Here is a 14,054-nt window from a genome sequence, read left to right as displayed (position 1 = left end):
CGCTGCGTCCGGAGCCGCTCAAGGAGGCCAACCCGCTCAACCTCAAGCGCCTGGTCGACGGCCAGCGCGAGGGCTGAATGGCGCGAGCCATGACCGCCACGCGAGAAGGGCGACCCGAGGGTCGCCCTTTTTCGTGGCCTTGTCTTTAAGCGTGCCCGCCGCACAGCGCCACTGATGCGGAGCCTTGGCTCGCTCAATCCTGTCCGTCGTTCAGCGCGGCCAAGGTGGCGGTGACACCCTGCGCCTGCAGCGAGCGGTAGGCCGCCAGCACCGCCTGGGAGAAGCGTGCGTCGCTGGCCAGCGCGGGCGGGAACACCGCTTCCTCGGCCAGGAAGGCGCCGACCAGGCTCTCCTGCGAGTCGCCATGACGGTCATGCAGCGCGGCGAAGGTGCCGGCCAGTGGGTCGTCGACCGCGTGACGATGGCCGTGGAGGTCGCTGCCCGCGGTATAGCGGATCCACGCCGCGACGCCCAGCGCCGTGCAGGCGATGTCGCCGTCCGCCTCGAGCCGAATCTGCGCCCCCTGGAGCCAGCGCTGCGGGATCTTCTGCGAGCCGTCCATGGCGATCTGGTGCAGGCGATGACGCAGGCTGTCGTTGCCGAAGCGCGCCAACAGGCTGTCCGCATAGGCCTTCAGATCGGTGCCTTCGGGCATGGCCAGCGTCGCTGCCGCTTCCTGACGCATGTAGTGCCTGAGCAGGGCCGAGAAGTCGGTACGGCTGACGGCATCGAAGACCGTCTCGACGCCATCCAGCGCGCCCAGGTAGGCCAGCAACGAATGGCTGCCGTTGAGCATGCGCAGCTTCATGGTCTCGAAGGGCGCGACGTCGGCGACCATCTCGACGCCTTCGTGCTCCCAGTCGGGACGGCCCTGCGGGAAGTCGTCCTCGACGACCCATTGCGCGAAGGCTTCGCAGATCACCGCGGCGGGATCGTCCACGCCCAGCTCGCGCAGACGCGCGAAGTCGGCCTCGGTCATGGCCGGCACGATGCGATCCACCATGCTGCAGGGGAAGGCGACCGACTCGGCGATCCAGTCGGCAAGCGCCGGATCCCGTTCGCGAGCCAGCTCGACGACCGCCTGGCGGGTGCGGTTGCCGTTGTCCGGCATGTTGTCGCAGCACAGCACCGTAAACGGTGCAACGCCCGCCGCCTGGCGCCGGGCCAGTGCCTCGACTAGCAGGCCCGGTGCCGTCCGGGGAGCGTGCGGCTGGGCGATATCGTGGGCGATGGCGGGATCGCCGACCATCAGCGTGCCCTCGGCGGGGCTCAGGTAGTAGCCTTTCTCGGTGACGGTCAGGGTGACGATGCGCACCTTGGGATCGCTCATCCTGGCGAGCAGCGTCTCGCGATCGGCGCCGTGCCCACCGGCGTACAACGCCTCGCGAATGGCGCCGATCTCGCGCACGGTCAGCGTGCGGCTGTCGGTGTATTCAGCGACGTGGTAGCGCTGGTTCCGGTCGCGCAGCAGATCGACCAGGCGCTGGTTGGAGCGGATGTTGGCGCTGGCGATACCCCACTCACCGCCGCCGTGGCGGGCCAGGTTGCGCTCGACGAAAACCGCCTGATGGGCGCGGTGGAACGCGCCCAGGCCGATATGCACGATGCCGACCGGGGCAGCGGCATAGTCGCTGGCCAGCGTTGTCACTTGGGTCATCGTGTCGCCTCCTACCAATGCCAGAGCGTGCCGTCTTCCAGCCGGTTGACCGGCAGGCTGGCGCGCTTGTAGGGATACTGTTTGGCCAGCTCTTCATCGATGTTGACGCCGTGTCCCGGCGTTTCGCCGACTATGAAGTGGCCGTCCTCGAAACGGTAGTCGTGGGGGAAGACCTGGTCGGTGATCGCTTCGTGCGGCATGTGTTCCTGAATGCCGAAGTTGGGCACCCAGGTGTCGAAATGAACCGCGGCGCCCAGGCACACCGGCGACAGGTCGGTGGGCCCGTGAAAGCCGGTGCGAATGTGGTAGAGCGCCGCCAGATCGGCGATCCGGCGCAGATGGGTAATCCCGCCGCCGTGGGTGAGCGGAGTGCGGATATAGTCGATCCATTGATTCTCGATCAGCTCGCGGTAATCGTGGATCGAGTTGAAGACCTCGCCGATGGCCAGCGGCGTGGTGGTGTGCTCGCGGATCAGCTTGAGGCTCTGCTGGTTCTCGGCCGGCACGCAATCCTCCAGCCAGAACAGATGATAGGGCTCGACCATCTTGCCGAGGCGTGCAGCCTCGATGGGGGTCAGGCGGTGGTGGACGTCGTGCAGCACGTGGATGTCGTCGCCGAAGCGCTCACGGACTGCGGCGAACAGCCTGGGCACGTGGTTGAGGTACTTCTCGGTGCTCCATACGTGCTCCGCGGGCAACTCCGAGTCGGCCGGCTCGTAGCGTTCACCTTCGCGCTTGGCGACACCGTAGGTGGTGGCGATGCCGGGCACCCCGGTCTGGACCCTGACGGCGCGATAACCGAGCTTGAGGTGCTTGTCGACCTCGTCCAGGCAGGCATCGATGTCCTTGCCGGTGCAGTGGGCATAGGTCATCACCCGCTCGCGGCTCTTGCCGCCCAGCAGCTGATAGAGCGGCATGCCGGCCGCCTTGGCCTTGATGTCCCACAAGGCCATGTCCACGGCGCCGATGGCCGCCATGGTCACCGGACCGCGACGCCAGTAGGCGCCACGATAGAGGTATTGCCAGAGGTCCTCGATGCGGCCGGCATCGCGGCCGATCAGCGCCGGCACGACATGCTCCTCGAGATAGGCGACCACGGCCATTTCGCGGCCGTTGAGCGTGGCGTCGCCGATGCCGTAAACGCCCGATTCGGTAACGATCTTCAGCGTGACGAAGTTGCGCCCGGGGGAGGTGACGATGAGATAGGCATCACTGATTTTCATGACGGATCCCTTGCTGTGAAACGAAGTGAGGCGCGTCGTTCAACGCTCGAAAAGGTAACGCTGGACATTGTCGTAGCACACGCTGCGTACCAGGTGGCCGATGCGGTCGATGTCGTTGGGCAGCTCGCCGCGTGCGATCTGCTGGCCGAGCATGTTGCAGAAGATGCGTCGGAAATAGTCGTGACGGGAGAACGACAGCAGGCTGCGCGAGTCGGTGAGCATGCCGACGAAATGGCGCAATAGCCCGTACTGCATCTGCGTGGTCAACTGGCGCTCGATGCCGTCGCGCTGATCGTTGAACCACCAGGCGGCGCCGAACTGCACCTTGCCGGGAATGCCGTCGCCCTGGAAGCTGCCGACCAGGCTAGCGAGCATCTCGTTGTCGCGCGGGTTGAGGTTGTAGAGCACGGTGCGCGGCAGGGCGCGGTCCCGATCCAGCGCATCGAGAATCCTCGCCAGCGGCTCGCCATAGACGACGTCGCCGATGGCGTCGAAGCCGCTATTGGGACCGATCTCGGCCAGGCCGCGCCGGCTGACGCTACGCGCCGCCCCCAGATGCAGCTGCATGACCCAGCCGCGCTCGGCGTATTGACGGCCCAGCCATAGCAGCAGCGCCGTGGTGAAGCCGGTGTACTCTTCCTCGCTGAGGGGCTCGCCCCTGCGACGCCGATCGAGAATGCGATCGAGCTCGGCACTCGATGGGGGATCGACGAAAGCCGGCTTCTCGAGGCTGTGATCCGACAGGCAGCAGCCGTTGGCGGCAAAGTAGTCGAGGCGCTGGTGCAGCGCCGCGAGCAGGTCGTCGTAACGCCGTATGGCCACGCCACTGGCCGCTTCCAGCTCGTTCAGGTAATCGGCGTAGCCCTCCTGCTCGATCTTGAGCGCGGCATCGGGGCGGAACGTCGGCAACAGAGCGAGTCGCGAGTCGCTTCCGGCGTGCCGGCGGTGGGCGTCGAGGCTGTCGCACGGGTCGTCGGTGGTGCACACGGTGCGCACCTGAAAGCTGTCCAGAATCCCCTGGGCATGAAGTTCGGGTTCCGCCAGGCGCTGGCGCGACAACGACCAGATCTCCTCGGCGGTGGCCGGCGAGAGCAGCGTATTCTCGATACCCAGCGGAAAGCGCAGTTCCAGATGGGTCCAGTGGTAGAGCGGATTGCCGAGGCAGTCGGGCACGGTTTCGGCCCAGGCCTGGAAACGTTCGCGGGCGTCGGCATCGCCGGTGATGCGGCGCTCGTCGATGCCGGCGAAGCGCATGGCCCGCCACTTGTAGTGATCGCCCTGCAGCCACAGTTCGGTGAGGTTGTCGAAGCGGCGGTTGTCGGCGATTTCATCAGGACTCAGGTGCGAGTGGTAATCGCAGATCGGCATTTGCGCGGCATGGTCGTGGTAAAGGCGCCGGGCGGACTCGGTTTCCAGCAGGAAATCGGGGCCCATGAAGTCGATCTTGTCGTTGAAAGTCATGTTACTCACCCTTGAATGGCTTACCTAGCCCATGAGCATGTTGGGCAGGAAGAGCACGATGTTGGGAAAGAAGATGATGCCAAGCACCACGGCGAAGACGGCAATGGCAAAGGGCACGAGTTCGCGGCTGTAGTCCGTGAAGGGGCAACGCAGGATGCCGCACACCGTGTACATGGAGATCCCCACCGGCGGGGTCATGCCGCCGAAGGTCACCAGCGTCATCATCAACAGCCCGAAGTGCACGGGATCGATCCCGGCGGCCTTGATGACCGGCACCAGGATCGGGGCCAGCAGCATGACCACCACAGTCGCCTCGAGCAGCATGCCGAGGAACACCAGCAGCACCGCCAGGGTCAGCAGCAGGGCGGTCTGGCTCGAGAATACGCCCAGCGTGAGTTCGGCGATGGTCTGTGGCACGCGCTCGAAGGAGACCACATAGCCGATGATTCCCGAGAACATGATGATCAGCATGATCATGCCGATGTCCCGTACGCTGGCACGCATGGCCTCGATGATTTCCCGCACGCCCATTTCGCGGTGGATGAAGCAGCCCACGACGAGGGCGTAGACCACGGCGAAGGCGCCGGCCTCGGAGGGCGTGAACAGGCCATAGCGGATGCCCACCAACAGCCACAGCGGGAATAGCAGGGCCCAGATGCTGCTGCGGGTGGCGCTGGCCACTTCAGCGAACTTGGGCAGGCTATCGCGGACCGGGGTATAGCCCCGCCGGCGGGAGACCAGCCAGGTGGTGATCATCAGCGCCACCATCAGCAGCACGCCCGGCACGATGCCCGCGATGAACAGGCGGCCGATCGAGACCTCGCCCAGGTAGCCATAGAGGATCAGGCCGATGCTGGGTGGGATGGTGGCGGTAATCAGCCCGCCGATGGAAAGCACGGCCCCGGCGAAACCGGGCGAATAGCCTTCGCCGACCATGCCCTTGCCCAGCACGCGCGACTGCATGGCGGCGTCCGCCACGGCCGAGCCCGAAACCCCGCCCATCAGCGTGCTGAGCACCAGGCTGGCCTGGGCCAGGCCGCCGCTCATCCAGCCTGCCAGCAGGGTCGAGAGTCGCAGCAGGCGAGGCGTGATGCCGCTGGCGTTCATCAGATGACCGATGAAGATGAACAGCGGAACGGCCAACAGGGGGAACGACTGCGTGGCGGAGACGATGCGCTGCGGGCCGATACCGACGGGAAGAAACGTTCCCGGCAGCAGGAAGTAGAGAAAGCCGGCGATGCCGATCGCGAAGGCCACGGGCATGCCGACGGCCATCAACAGCAGGCCGAACACCAGCAACAGGGCGGTGATCATAGCGTTTCCTCCACGACATCGTCGTCGGGATCCAGGCTATGCACGATGCCCTTGGCAAGAACGCGCCGGATCAGGGAAATGAACATGAGGGCGGCGCCCACCGGAAGGGCCAGGGTGACGTAGCCGTAGCTCAACCCGGCAAAGCCCAACGGACGCTGCCAGTTGGACAGAGCGAGCGGCAGCCCGTACCACGCCAGCATCGCGAGAAATGCCAGCATCATCGCCAGAATGGCCGCGGTGATGACCCGCAATACCCCGGCGGACATGTGCACGACCAGGGCATCGATGCGCACCTGGCCGCCGCGGCGCAACATGATGTCGGCCCCGAACACGGCGGTCCAGATGAAGAAGAACTGGGCCAGTTCGGCACCGCCGGCGAACGGATGACCGATCGCACGCATGGTGGAACTCGCCAGAATCGTGAGTGAGGTACACCCTAGCAGCACGATGGCCAGGATATCTTCGAGCTTGTCGAACCAGCGCCACATATCGGTTCCTCGCAGCGTTTGCACAGGGCTGTCTAGGCCGGAAAGCGCGCAGGCCGGCACGGGCCGGCCTGGCATTGGCGTGACTGGCTATCAGTCGGAGGTGCCGTTAACCAGTTGGTCGCGGTACTTGTCGTAGCCGAGCTCCTTGTAGACGCTGTCGACGCGTTGGCGAAACAGCTCGGTATCCACTTCGGTGAAGGTGACGCCATCTTCTTCCATGTGCTTGCGCGTCTCGTCCAGCGCCGCCACGGTCGCCTGGCTGGCCTCGGCGCCGGCCTTCTTGAGTTCCTCGTCGAGAATGCTGCGCAGGTTCTCGGGCAGGGACTGGTACCACTGATCCGAGGTCACGATGCCGCTCATCAGCTGGATATGGTGGGTCAGGGCGACATTGTTGATGACTTCCTGCAGGCGCTGGCCATCTGCCGCAGTCAGTTGCGCCTCGGCGCCATCGATCGAGCCCAGCTGCAACGCGGAATAGACCTCCGACCAGGGCAGCGGTGTCGGGGTGGCGCCCATGGCCTCGATGGTCTTGAGCCACACCGGCGAGTTGATGGTGCGGATTCGTACGCCTTGCAGGTCTTCGGGTTTCTCGACGGGCTCCTTGGTCAGCATCTCGCGAGCGCCCTGGAACCAGTTGTAATTCATCAGCCGCAGGCCGCTGTTGTCGGCGAGGCTTTCGACCCATTGGTTGTAGAGGTCGGACTGGGTAATGGCATCGTACTGGGTATAGTCTTCCACCAGGTAGGGCGCACTGAGAATGCCCAGCTCCGGCTGGTATTCCGAGAGGCGCCCGGCATCGATGAGGATGGCGATGTTGGCGCCGCTGCGGATCTGTTCGACGACGTCTTCGTCGGAGCCCAACTGGCTGTTGGGGAAGACGTTGAGCGTCAGTTCTCCATCGGTGCGCTTCTCGATCGATTGCTTGGCGTCTTGCATGGCCTGAACGATGGGGTCTTGCGTGCTCAGGGCCGAGGACAGGTTCAGCTCGTAATCGGCATGAGCCAGGCCACTGGCAAGTGCGACGGCGAGGGTGGGTATGGCTAGGCGTGCTTTCATGATTTCTCCTGACATGCATGTTGTGCTTGTTTGAATGAGGGACCTCTTGCTACGAGCCCCCTTGCGTTCGAGCTCGGCGTCATGCCGTTTCGTGCTTGCGTGTCGTACGCGGTGTGGCCGAGGCATCGAACATCGCGGGAAATCGCCGCATCAGCTCAGGCAGGGAGTGCAGGATTTCACGCTGATGGGTGCACATGGCCTGTTCTGCGGCGTCGGGGTCTTGCCGGGTGATCGCATCGACGATCATCTGATGCTGATCGACGAGCTTGGGGATGGGTGTCGACTCGGGAATGCTCAAATAGCGCACCCGATCCAACTGGGCCTTGACCTCTTCGGTGACGCGCCAGGCCGAGGTGTGACCCGCGCCCAGCGATAGGGCCCTATGAAAGGCCTCGTCGAGCTGAAAGAAACGGCTGTAATCCTGCGGCGCGGCACAGCGACGCTGCCGCTCGATCAGTTCGTTGAGTTCGCCGAGCACGCTCTCGTTCAAGCCGTTTGCGGCGGCGGACTTGGCGACGGCGACCTCGACGGCTTCCCTGACGAAGCGCGCCTCCATGACCGCCCCCTCCGAGATGCGCACCACGTAGGTTCCCCGCTGTGGGCGTACTTCCAGGAGCCCCGACTCGGAAAGACGGATAAACGCCTCGCGTACCGGCTGCCGGCTCACCTCGAAGGCGTCGGCAATCTCCTTTTCGGATAACGCCCGCCCGGGGGCCAGCACCATGCGGATGATCGCCTGGCGCAGTGCCTGGTAGAGGCGCTGGCGAACATTGACGTCCTGCGAGGTTTCTTCCCAGAGCGCATGTAGTGAAGTGGTCATGGGTGCATCGGCCCGAAGCTTGTCTTGTAGGCTAGTATGGTAGAATGGCTATGAATGTCGCGATGCGACTTTAGTCAGGCATGCAGCGGCATGGCCGAAGGCTCGGTCCTATCGATTCGATACAAGGCAGGCGGTCGATTCGTCGACATGCCATTCATGCAACGACGTGTCGGTCGTTACATGAACGGGATGGGGCATTGGAGAAAGCGGGCGTCAGATCAAGCCGAGCGCAGTGAGGATGAACACGCCCGCGCTGATCGTGAACAGCGAGGCGAAGGTGGTGATCACGATGATGTTGGCGGACAGCTGGGCGTTGCCGTTGACCGCCCGGGTCATGATGAAGCTGGCGGCGGCGCCGGGACTGCCGAGGAACAGGAACAGGATGCCGAGTTCCGCGCCGCGAAAGCCCAGCGCGAAGCCGCCGAGCACGCCGAGCATCGGCAGCCAGACGATCTTCCACAGGCTGGCGTCGAGGGCCAGCTTGCTGCTGCGCTTGACCGACTTGAACGACAGCGTGCCGCCGATGCAGACCAGCGCCAGCGGCAACGACATGGCGCCGAAGTAGTTGCCCGACGCCATCACCCACTCGGGCAAGTCGATCGCGAAGTAGGCGAAGGGAATGGCCAGCAGCACGCTGAGGATCAGGGGATTCTTGGCGACGTGGCGGATTATCGACAGCATTCCGGATTTGGCGCTGGCGCTGTGGTAGGCCAGTACCGCCGCCGACAGCACGTTATAGATGATGATGATCCCGCCGACCATGATCCCGCCGAGCGACAATCCGTAGTCGCCATACTGACTGGCGGCCAACGCCAGCCCGACGATCCCGCAGTTGCCTCGAAACGCGCCCTGGGCGAAGACGCCGCGATCCTCGAATGGACAGCGCCACTGCGCCCAGCCCCAGACGAGGAAGAAGCTGAGCGCGGAGAACCCCAGGAAATAACCGATCAGTGCGGGCTGCAGGGCGACGTCCAGATCGGCGCGGACGATGCTCAGGAAGATCAGCGTGGGCATGGTCGCCCGGAAGACCAGCATCGAGGCGGTGGTGATGAAGTGCGCGTCGATCCAGCCGATGCGCTTCAAGAGAATGCCCAGAAAGACCATCGCGAAGACGGGCAGCGTGACGTTCAGGGTATGAAGGAAGACATCCAGCAGGTTCATGGCAGCCGGTATCCCCTAGCGAATCAGCCAAAAGCCGACGATCAGCGCGGCGATCACCGTGGCGAAGAACAGGTTGTTGCGCAGGCGGGTGTTGCGGGGGCGGGGGGATCGGGACACGAAAGCTCCTGTCGGGTATGGCCCGGGCTGGGCGACAAACCATGATTGTCGGCACAATGGGCCGGAACGGCGGCGCTGGCTGGCCGCGACAACTGTGGCATGATAAACCCGTTAGCCTGCTAGGCCCAGCCGTCGACCGTTGCAGCCACCTCGAGGGAAGCCGATACATGACAAGACCGCGCCTGGTGTTCGCGCACGCCAACGGCTTTACCGGGGCCAGCTATCGTCGCTTCCTCGAGCCGTTGGCGCGACGCTTCGAGCTGTTCCCGCTGGATCGCCTGGGCCATGACCCGGCGTTCCCGGTCACCGACAACTGGCCGGCGCTGTGTGACGAATTGCTCGTTCAGGTGCGGCGTTTCGACGAGCCGGTCATCGGTGTCGGCCACTCGATGGGCGGGGTGTTGATGCTGATGGCCGCCGCGGTCGAGCCGCAGGCGTTTCGCTGCGTAGTGATGCTCGATTCGCCGCTGATGGTGGGTCGCGACGCCATCGCCCTGCGTGCCGCCAAGCGTCTGGGGCTGGCGGATCGGGTCACCCCGGCGGGGCGCAGCCGGAGCCGGCGCACGGCATGGCCCGATCACGACGCAATGGGCCACTATCTGCGCCGTCGCAGTCTGTTCTCGCGCTTCACGCCCGATGCGCTGGAGGATTACATCCATGGCGCGACGCGCCGGTTGGGCGACGGCAGCGTCGAGCTGGTCTTCGAGACGGCGGTCGAGGTGGCGATATTCCGCCACCTGCCGGACCGTCTGCACGGTTTGTCGCGGCGGCTCGCCGTGCCGTCGGCGCTGCTCGCCGGACGGCAGTCCGACCTGCTGACGCCGGCGCGGCGCCAGCGCTTGCGCCGTCACGGCATCGAGGTGCGCGAGACCCCGGGCGGGCACATGTTCCCCATGGAGGAACCGCAGGCCGCACGCGAGGCGCTTGTCGCCACCATCGATCACTTGCTGAAGGGGACACGATGAAAGCAGCCGAGGAGATCTCATTGGCCGATGGGCGGCTGGCCGGGCTGGCCTGGGGCGAGGCCGGCGCGCCGACCTGGTTGGCGCTGCACGGCTGGCTGGACAACGCGGCGAGCTTTTCGCGCCTGGCGCCGCGTCTCGTCGAGGCCCTGGGAATTCGCCTGGTGGCGATCGATTTCGCCGGCCACGGCCATTCGGCACGCTACCCGACGGGCGTCGACTACGCCATCTGGGATTACACCCACGACGTGCTCGACGTGCTCGACGCGCTCGCCTCGCAGGGCCTCGAGCGGGCTACGCTGCTGGGCCACTCGATGGGCGCGGGAGTCGCCTGCCTGGTGGCCGCGGCAATGCCCGAACGGGTCGAGCGGCTGGTGCTCATCGATGGCCTGGGCACGTTGACCACGCCCAGCGAGGATACCGCCTCCCAGTTGCGCAAGGGGCTCGTCGCCCAGCGGCGGCGGCCATCCTCGTCGCCCCGCTATGCTGACATCGAGAGCGCCATCGCCGCGCGGGTCGGCGGTGGCGTGACGCCCATCGACGCGGCGACCGCCGAGCCGCTGGTGGTTCGCAACGTGGAGCGTGACGCCCAGGGCGGCTGCCGGTTGCGCACCGATGGCCGGTTGCTGCGTCCTTCGCTGGTGCGTTTCTGCCCCGAGCAGACCCTGGCGCTGCTCGGGGCCATCCGGGCGCCGACGCTGTTGATCGAAGGCGAGCAGGGCATTCTCGGCGAGCGCAGCTTCGCCCGCCGTGCCCGGCAGGCTGTGACGACACTCGAGCGACGCATCCTGGCCGGTGGGCACCACTTACATCTCGAGCCGGACGCGGTGGCCGCAGTGGCCGAGGCGATCGGCGCGTATATCGAGGAACCGAACACGGCCGGCAGCGCCGAAAGGGTCTGAAGGGGGCGGTCATGAGCAAGCGGGTTGCGCTGGTACTGGGCAGCGGCGGTGCCCGGGGCTATGCGCACATCGGAGTCATCGAGGAACTCGAGGTGCGCGGCTACGAGGTGGTGGCGATCGCCGGCTGTTCGATGGGGGCGGTGATCGGCGGCGTGTATGCCGCCGGCGAACTCCAGGGCTATCGCGACTGGGTCACCCAGCTCGATTACTTCGACGTCCTGCGGCTGGTCGACGTGACGTGGAACCCGATGGGCGCGATGCGCGCCAGTAAGGTGATGATGCGCATCTCGAAACTGGTCGGCGATACCCTGATCGAGGACCTGCCGATCCCGTTGACCACGGTGGCCACCGACATCGGCCGGCAGCGCGAGGTATGGTTCCAGAGCGGGCCGCTGCTGCGCGCGATCCGCGCGTCCATCGCCGTGCCCGGCCTCATCACCCCGGTGCGTATCGGCGATCAGGTGCTGGTCGATGGAGGTCTGCTGAATCCGTTACCGATCATTCCCACCGTTTCCGCTCATGCCGACCTGATCGTGGCGGTCAATGCCACCGCCCAGACCCATAAGCCGGTGACCCTTGAAGAGCTGCTGCCGGCTGCCGAGGCCGCCGAGGAACAGGAGCGCGAGGCCGAGCGCGATGCCGCGGGGCGCGGCTTTTCGTTCTGGCTAAATGGCATGCGCAGCCGGGCCCAGCGCATGTTCGTCAACGACAACGGGGTCGGCGCCAGCGAGTCGACGAGCGATAACGCAAGCGAAAGCGACGGCGGCACCCGCGCGGCCGAGCGCGCCTGGGGCAAGCTCGACATCATGCTGACGTCGTTCGAGATCACCCAGGCAGCGCTTGCCAAGTACAAGATCGCCGGCTACCCGCCGGACGTACTGGTGGAAATTCCCAAGACGGTGTGCGGCGCCTACGAATTCCACCGTGCCGAGGCATTGATATGCCTGGGGCGTCATCTGGCGGCCCAGGCCCTGGACCGCTACGAGGGCAAGCGCGACCTGACCGCGGCGACCGGCGAGGCGCCCGTTACGCAACGCCGTCCGCGCGTGACGCACGAGCCCTCGACAGCGCCGTCCAAGGACTCGAGCCCCGCGGACGTTCCAGGTGACAGGAAGACGAAGTAGCGAAATGCTGGCTGGACGGGCGTCAGGCGTCCTTGCCACGCCGGCGCAGCAGGACATAAACCGCGCCGGTGCCGCCATCGACATCACGCGCCGAGCAGAAGGCCAGCACGCTCGGCCACTCGCGCAGCCAGGCGTTGACGTGGCTCTTGATCACCGGGTAGTCGGCCATGCCGGTCCAGGCCTTGCCGTGCACCACCAGCACGCAGCGCAACCGATCGGCCCGTGCGTCATGCAGAAAGCGTTCGAGGTGCTCGCGGGCTTCGTCGAGGGTATAGCCGTGCAGGTCGAGCCCGGCCTGCCAATCGATCTGGCCGCGCTTGAGAGCGCTATGGGTGCGGTAAGGGAGGTCGGCGACGGCGAAGTCCAGCGGCGTACTGGGGCGCACCGGCTCGACGCGCCCGTCGCTGGTGCGGCTTCGCGGGGCATCGGCCGCCGCCGAGATGGCCGCCTCGCGTCTCGCCGCCAGGCGCTGGGTGTCGTCGCGACGCGGCTTGCCCGGATCGGCGCGATCGTTGACCAGGCGCTGAACGCCGGCCTCTTTCAGGGCCTGGCGAAACAGCGAGACCTCCTCCTCGGGCGGGCTGCGCCGACGGCTCATGCGGCACTCTCTTCTCGTAGCGGGCTGTTGTAACGGTATGGGACGAAGCGAGCGCCCAGTATAGCGGCTGAGGCGCGACTGTGAAGCGCGGCGCGGGGCAGGTACAATCGCCCAAGCCAGCCTTACCCAGCACCAGCACAGGACGACGCGTGACCGCTCCCCGTACCGCTCCCCCCAATCCGGGCGAAAGCCCGTCCGCCGCAACCCGTTCGGCCGACACCACTCTGACGCTCGACGATGCGCAACTCGCCGCGCAGCTGATCTCGTTGCGCGACTGTCTGCGCTGGGCGACCAGCGAATTCAACGTGCAACGCCTGCACTTCGGACATGGTACGGCGAGCGCCTGGGACGAGGCGGTGGCGCTGGTGCTCGGCGCGCTGCACCTGCCCTGGGACGTCGACCCGGCGGTGCTCGACGCGCGGCTGCTCGACGTCGAGCGCGCACGGATCGTCGCGCTGGTACGGGCGCGGATCGAGACGCGCAAGCCGTTGCCCTACCTGCTCGGCGAGGCGTTCTTCGCCGGTCAGCCGTTTACGGTCGACGAGCGGGTGCTGATTCCGCGTTCGCCGATCGCCGAGCTGATCGAGCATGACTTCGCCGCCTGGTTTCCCGACGCACCGCCGGCACGCATCCTCGATCTGTGCACCGGCTCCGGCTGCATCGGCATCGCCAGCGCACTGCACATGCCCACGGCCGAGGTCGACCTGGCCGATGTCAGCCCCGAGGCGCTGGCGGTGGCCAAGATCAACGTCACCCGTCACGAGGTCGGCGATCGCGTCAGGGCGGTACTCGCTGACCTGTTCGACGGCCTCGAGGGTCAGCGCTACGACTTGATCGTCGCCAACCCGCCGTATGTCGATGCGCGCGACCTGGCGGGAATGCCCGCCGAGTTCCGCCACGAGCCGGCCCTGGCACTGGGCGCCGGGGCCGACGGCCTGGACATCGTGCGCCGCCTGTTGCGCGAGGCGCGTGGGCATCTCAACGACGACGGCGTGCTGATCGTCGAGGTCGGCAACTCCGACCGTCATCTGGAAGCCGCCTATCCCGAGGTGCCGTTCCTGTGGCTGGAATTCGAGCGCGGTGGCCACGGCGTGTTCGCGCTGACCGCCGGTGAGCTCGATGAACATGCCGCCAGTTTCGTCTGATTCCCGTTTCGCCTGACTCCATTTCG

13 protein-coding genes are annotated in these 14,054 nt (G+C 66.0%); 4 read left to right on the top strand and 9 right to left on the bottom strand.

Annotated elements, in window-relative coordinates:
- Positions 1-193 precede the first annotated feature (193 nt).
- From R6258_RS09335 to R6258_RS09300, 8 genes are all read right to left on the bottom strand, one after another.
- Positions 194-1,657, bottom strand: coding sequence for a mannitol dehydrogenase family protein (locus tag R6258_RS09335; RefSeq protein ID WP_318449456.1), 1,464 nt, complete (start codon positions 1,655-1,657; stop codon positions 194-196).
- Positions 1,658-1,668: 11 nt separating this feature from the next.
- A complete protein-coding gene (gene manD, locus R6258_RS09330; protein WP_318449455.1) occupies positions 1,669-2,880 on the bottom strand; it encodes a D-mannonate dehydratase ManD in 1,212 nt (403 codons plus the stop codon).
- 39 nt (positions 2,881-2,919) lie between these two features.
- Complete coding sequence (gene uxaC, locus R6258_RS09325; protein WP_318449453.1) at positions 2,920-4,341, bottom strand: glucuronate isomerase; 1,422 nt, start codon at positions 4,339-4,341, stop codon at positions 2,920-2,922.
- A 24-nt stretch (positions 4,342-4,365) separates the two neighbouring features.
- Positions 4,366-5,655, bottom strand: a complete 1,290-nt coding sequence (locus R6258_RS09320; RefSeq protein WP_318449451.1) for a TRAP transporter large permease subunit — start codon at positions 5,653-5,655, stop codon at positions 4,366-4,368.
- The gene (locus R6258_RS09315; RefSeq protein ID WP_318449449.1) at positions 5,652-6,143 is read right to left on the bottom strand and encodes a TRAP transporter small permease; all 492 of its coding nucleotides are present in this window, start codon (positions 6,141-6,143) and stop codon (positions 5,652-5,654) included. The genes R6258_RS09320 and R6258_RS09315 overlap by 4 nt, the downstream gene beginning before the upstream one ends.
- Positions 6,144-6,233: 90 nt before the next feature.
- Positions 6,234-7,199 (bottom strand): C4-dicarboxylate TRAP transporter substrate-binding protein, encoded by a 966-nt coding sequence (locus tag R6258_RS09310; RefSeq protein ID WP_318449447.1) that lies wholly within the window; start codon positions 7,197-7,199, stop codon positions 6,234-6,236.
- A 79-nt stretch (positions 7,200-7,278) separates the two neighbouring features.
- Positions 7,279-8,019, bottom strand: a complete 741-nt coding sequence (locus tag R6258_RS09305) for a GntR family transcriptional regulator (protein ID WP_318449445.1) — start codon at positions 8,017-8,019, stop codon at positions 7,279-7,281.
- A 213-nt stretch (positions 8,020-8,232) separates the two neighbouring features.
- Positions 8,233-9,180 carry an AEC family transporter gene (locus R6258_RS09300; protein WP_318449443.1) on the bottom strand — a complete coding sequence of 316 codons (948 nt, stop codon included), beginning with the start codon at positions 9,178-9,180 and terminating at the stop codon, positions 8,233-8,235.
- Between the two features lie 284 nt (positions 9,181-9,464).
- On the opposite strand from R6258_RS09300, the gene R6258_RS09295 reads away from it, so the two are divergent.
- Genes R6258_RS09295 through R6258_RS09285 form a run of 3 tightly spaced genes read left to right on the top strand, consistent with a single transcriptional unit; the run spans position 9,465 to position 12,285 of the window.
- Complete coding sequence (locus R6258_RS09295; protein WP_318449442.1) at positions 9,465-10,262, top strand: alpha/beta hydrolase; 798 nt, start codon at positions 9,465-9,467, stop codon at positions 10,260-10,262.
- On the top strand, positions 10,259-11,161 hold the full coding sequence (locus R6258_RS09290) for an alpha/beta hydrolase (protein ID WP_318449440.1): 903 nt from the start codon (positions 10,259-10,261) through the stop codon (positions 11,159-11,161). The genes R6258_RS09295 and R6258_RS09290 overlap by 4 nt, the downstream gene beginning before the upstream one ends.
- A gap of 11 nt (positions 11,162-11,172) precedes the next feature.
- Complete coding sequence (locus R6258_RS09285) at positions 11,173-12,285, top strand: patatin-like phospholipase family protein (protein ID WP_318449438.1); 1,113 nt, start codon at positions 11,173-11,175, stop codon at positions 12,283-12,285.
- 22 nt (positions 12,286-12,307) lie between these two features.
- Here the strand turns inward: R6258_RS09285 and R6258_RS09280 are convergent, their stop codons facing one another.
- Positions 12,308-12,883: a Smr/MutS family protein gene (locus tag R6258_RS09280; protein WP_318449436.1), complete on the bottom strand. Its 576-nt coding sequence runs from the start codon at positions 12,881-12,883 to the stop codon at positions 12,308-12,310.
- 224 nt (positions 12,884-13,107) lie between these two features.
- On the opposite strand from R6258_RS09280, the gene prmB reads away from it, so the two are divergent.
- On the top strand, positions 13,108-14,028 hold the full coding sequence (gene prmB, locus R6258_RS09275) for a 50S ribosomal protein L3 N(5)-glutamine methyltransferase (protein WP_318449467.1): 921 nt from the start codon (positions 13,108-13,110) through the stop codon (positions 14,026-14,028).
- Positions 14,029-14,054 lie beyond the last annotated feature (26 nt).

The sequence above is a fragment of the Halomonas sp. HP20-15 genome, assembly GCF_033446685.1.
Lineage (GTDB): Bacteria > Pseudomonadota > Gammaproteobacteria > Pseudomonadales > Halomonadaceae > Modicisalibacter.
The sequence above is the reverse complement of the archived record's forward strand: the minus strand, read 5'-3'. Positions and strand labels throughout refer to the sequence as shown.

Coding starts and splice junctions, on each gene's coding strand:
- R6258_RS09335 (WP_318449456.1), bottom strand. CDS start 1,657: ATGACCCAAGTGACAACGCTGGCCAGCGACTATGCCGCTGCCCCGGTC.
- manD (WP_318449455.1), bottom strand. CDS start 2,880: ATGAAAATCAGTGATGCCTATCTCATCGTCACCTCCCCCGGGCGCAAC.
- uxaC (WP_318449453.1), bottom strand. CDS start 4,341: ATGACTTTCAACGACAAGATCGACTTCATGGGCCCCGATTTCCTGCTG.
- R6258_RS09320 (WP_318449451.1), bottom strand. CDS start 5,655: ATGATCACCGCCCTGTTGCTGGTGTTCGGCCTGCTGTTGATGGCCGTC.
- R6258_RS09315 (WP_318449449.1), bottom strand. CDS start 6,143: ATGTGGCGCTGGTTCGACAAGCTCGAAGATATCCTGGCCATCGTGCTG.
- R6258_RS09310 (WP_318449447.1), bottom strand. CDS start 7,199: ATGAAAGCACGCCTAGCCATACCCACCCTCGCCGTCGCACTTGCCAGT.
- R6258_RS09305 (WP_318449445.1), bottom strand. CDS start 8,019: ATGACCACTTCACTACATGCGCTCTGGGAAGAAACCTCGCAGGACGTC.
- R6258_RS09300 (WP_318449443.1), bottom strand. CDS start 9,180: ATGAACCTGCTGGATGTCTTCCTTCATACCCTGAACGTCACGCTGCCC.
- R6258_RS09295 (WP_318449442.1), top strand. CDS start 9,465: ATGACAAGACCGCGCCTGGTGTTCGCGCACGCCAACGGCTTTACCGGG.
- R6258_RS09290 (WP_318449440.1), top strand. CDS start 10,259: ATGAAAGCAGCCGAGGAGATCTCATTGGCCGATGGGCGGCTGGCCGGG.
- R6258_RS09285 (WP_318449438.1), top strand. CDS start 11,173: ATGAGCAAGCGGGTTGCGCTGGTACTGGGCAGCGGCGGTGCCCGGGGC.
- R6258_RS09280 (WP_318449436.1), bottom strand. CDS start 12,883: ATGAGCCGTCGGCGCAGCCCGCCCGAGGAGGAGGTCTCGCTGTTTCGC.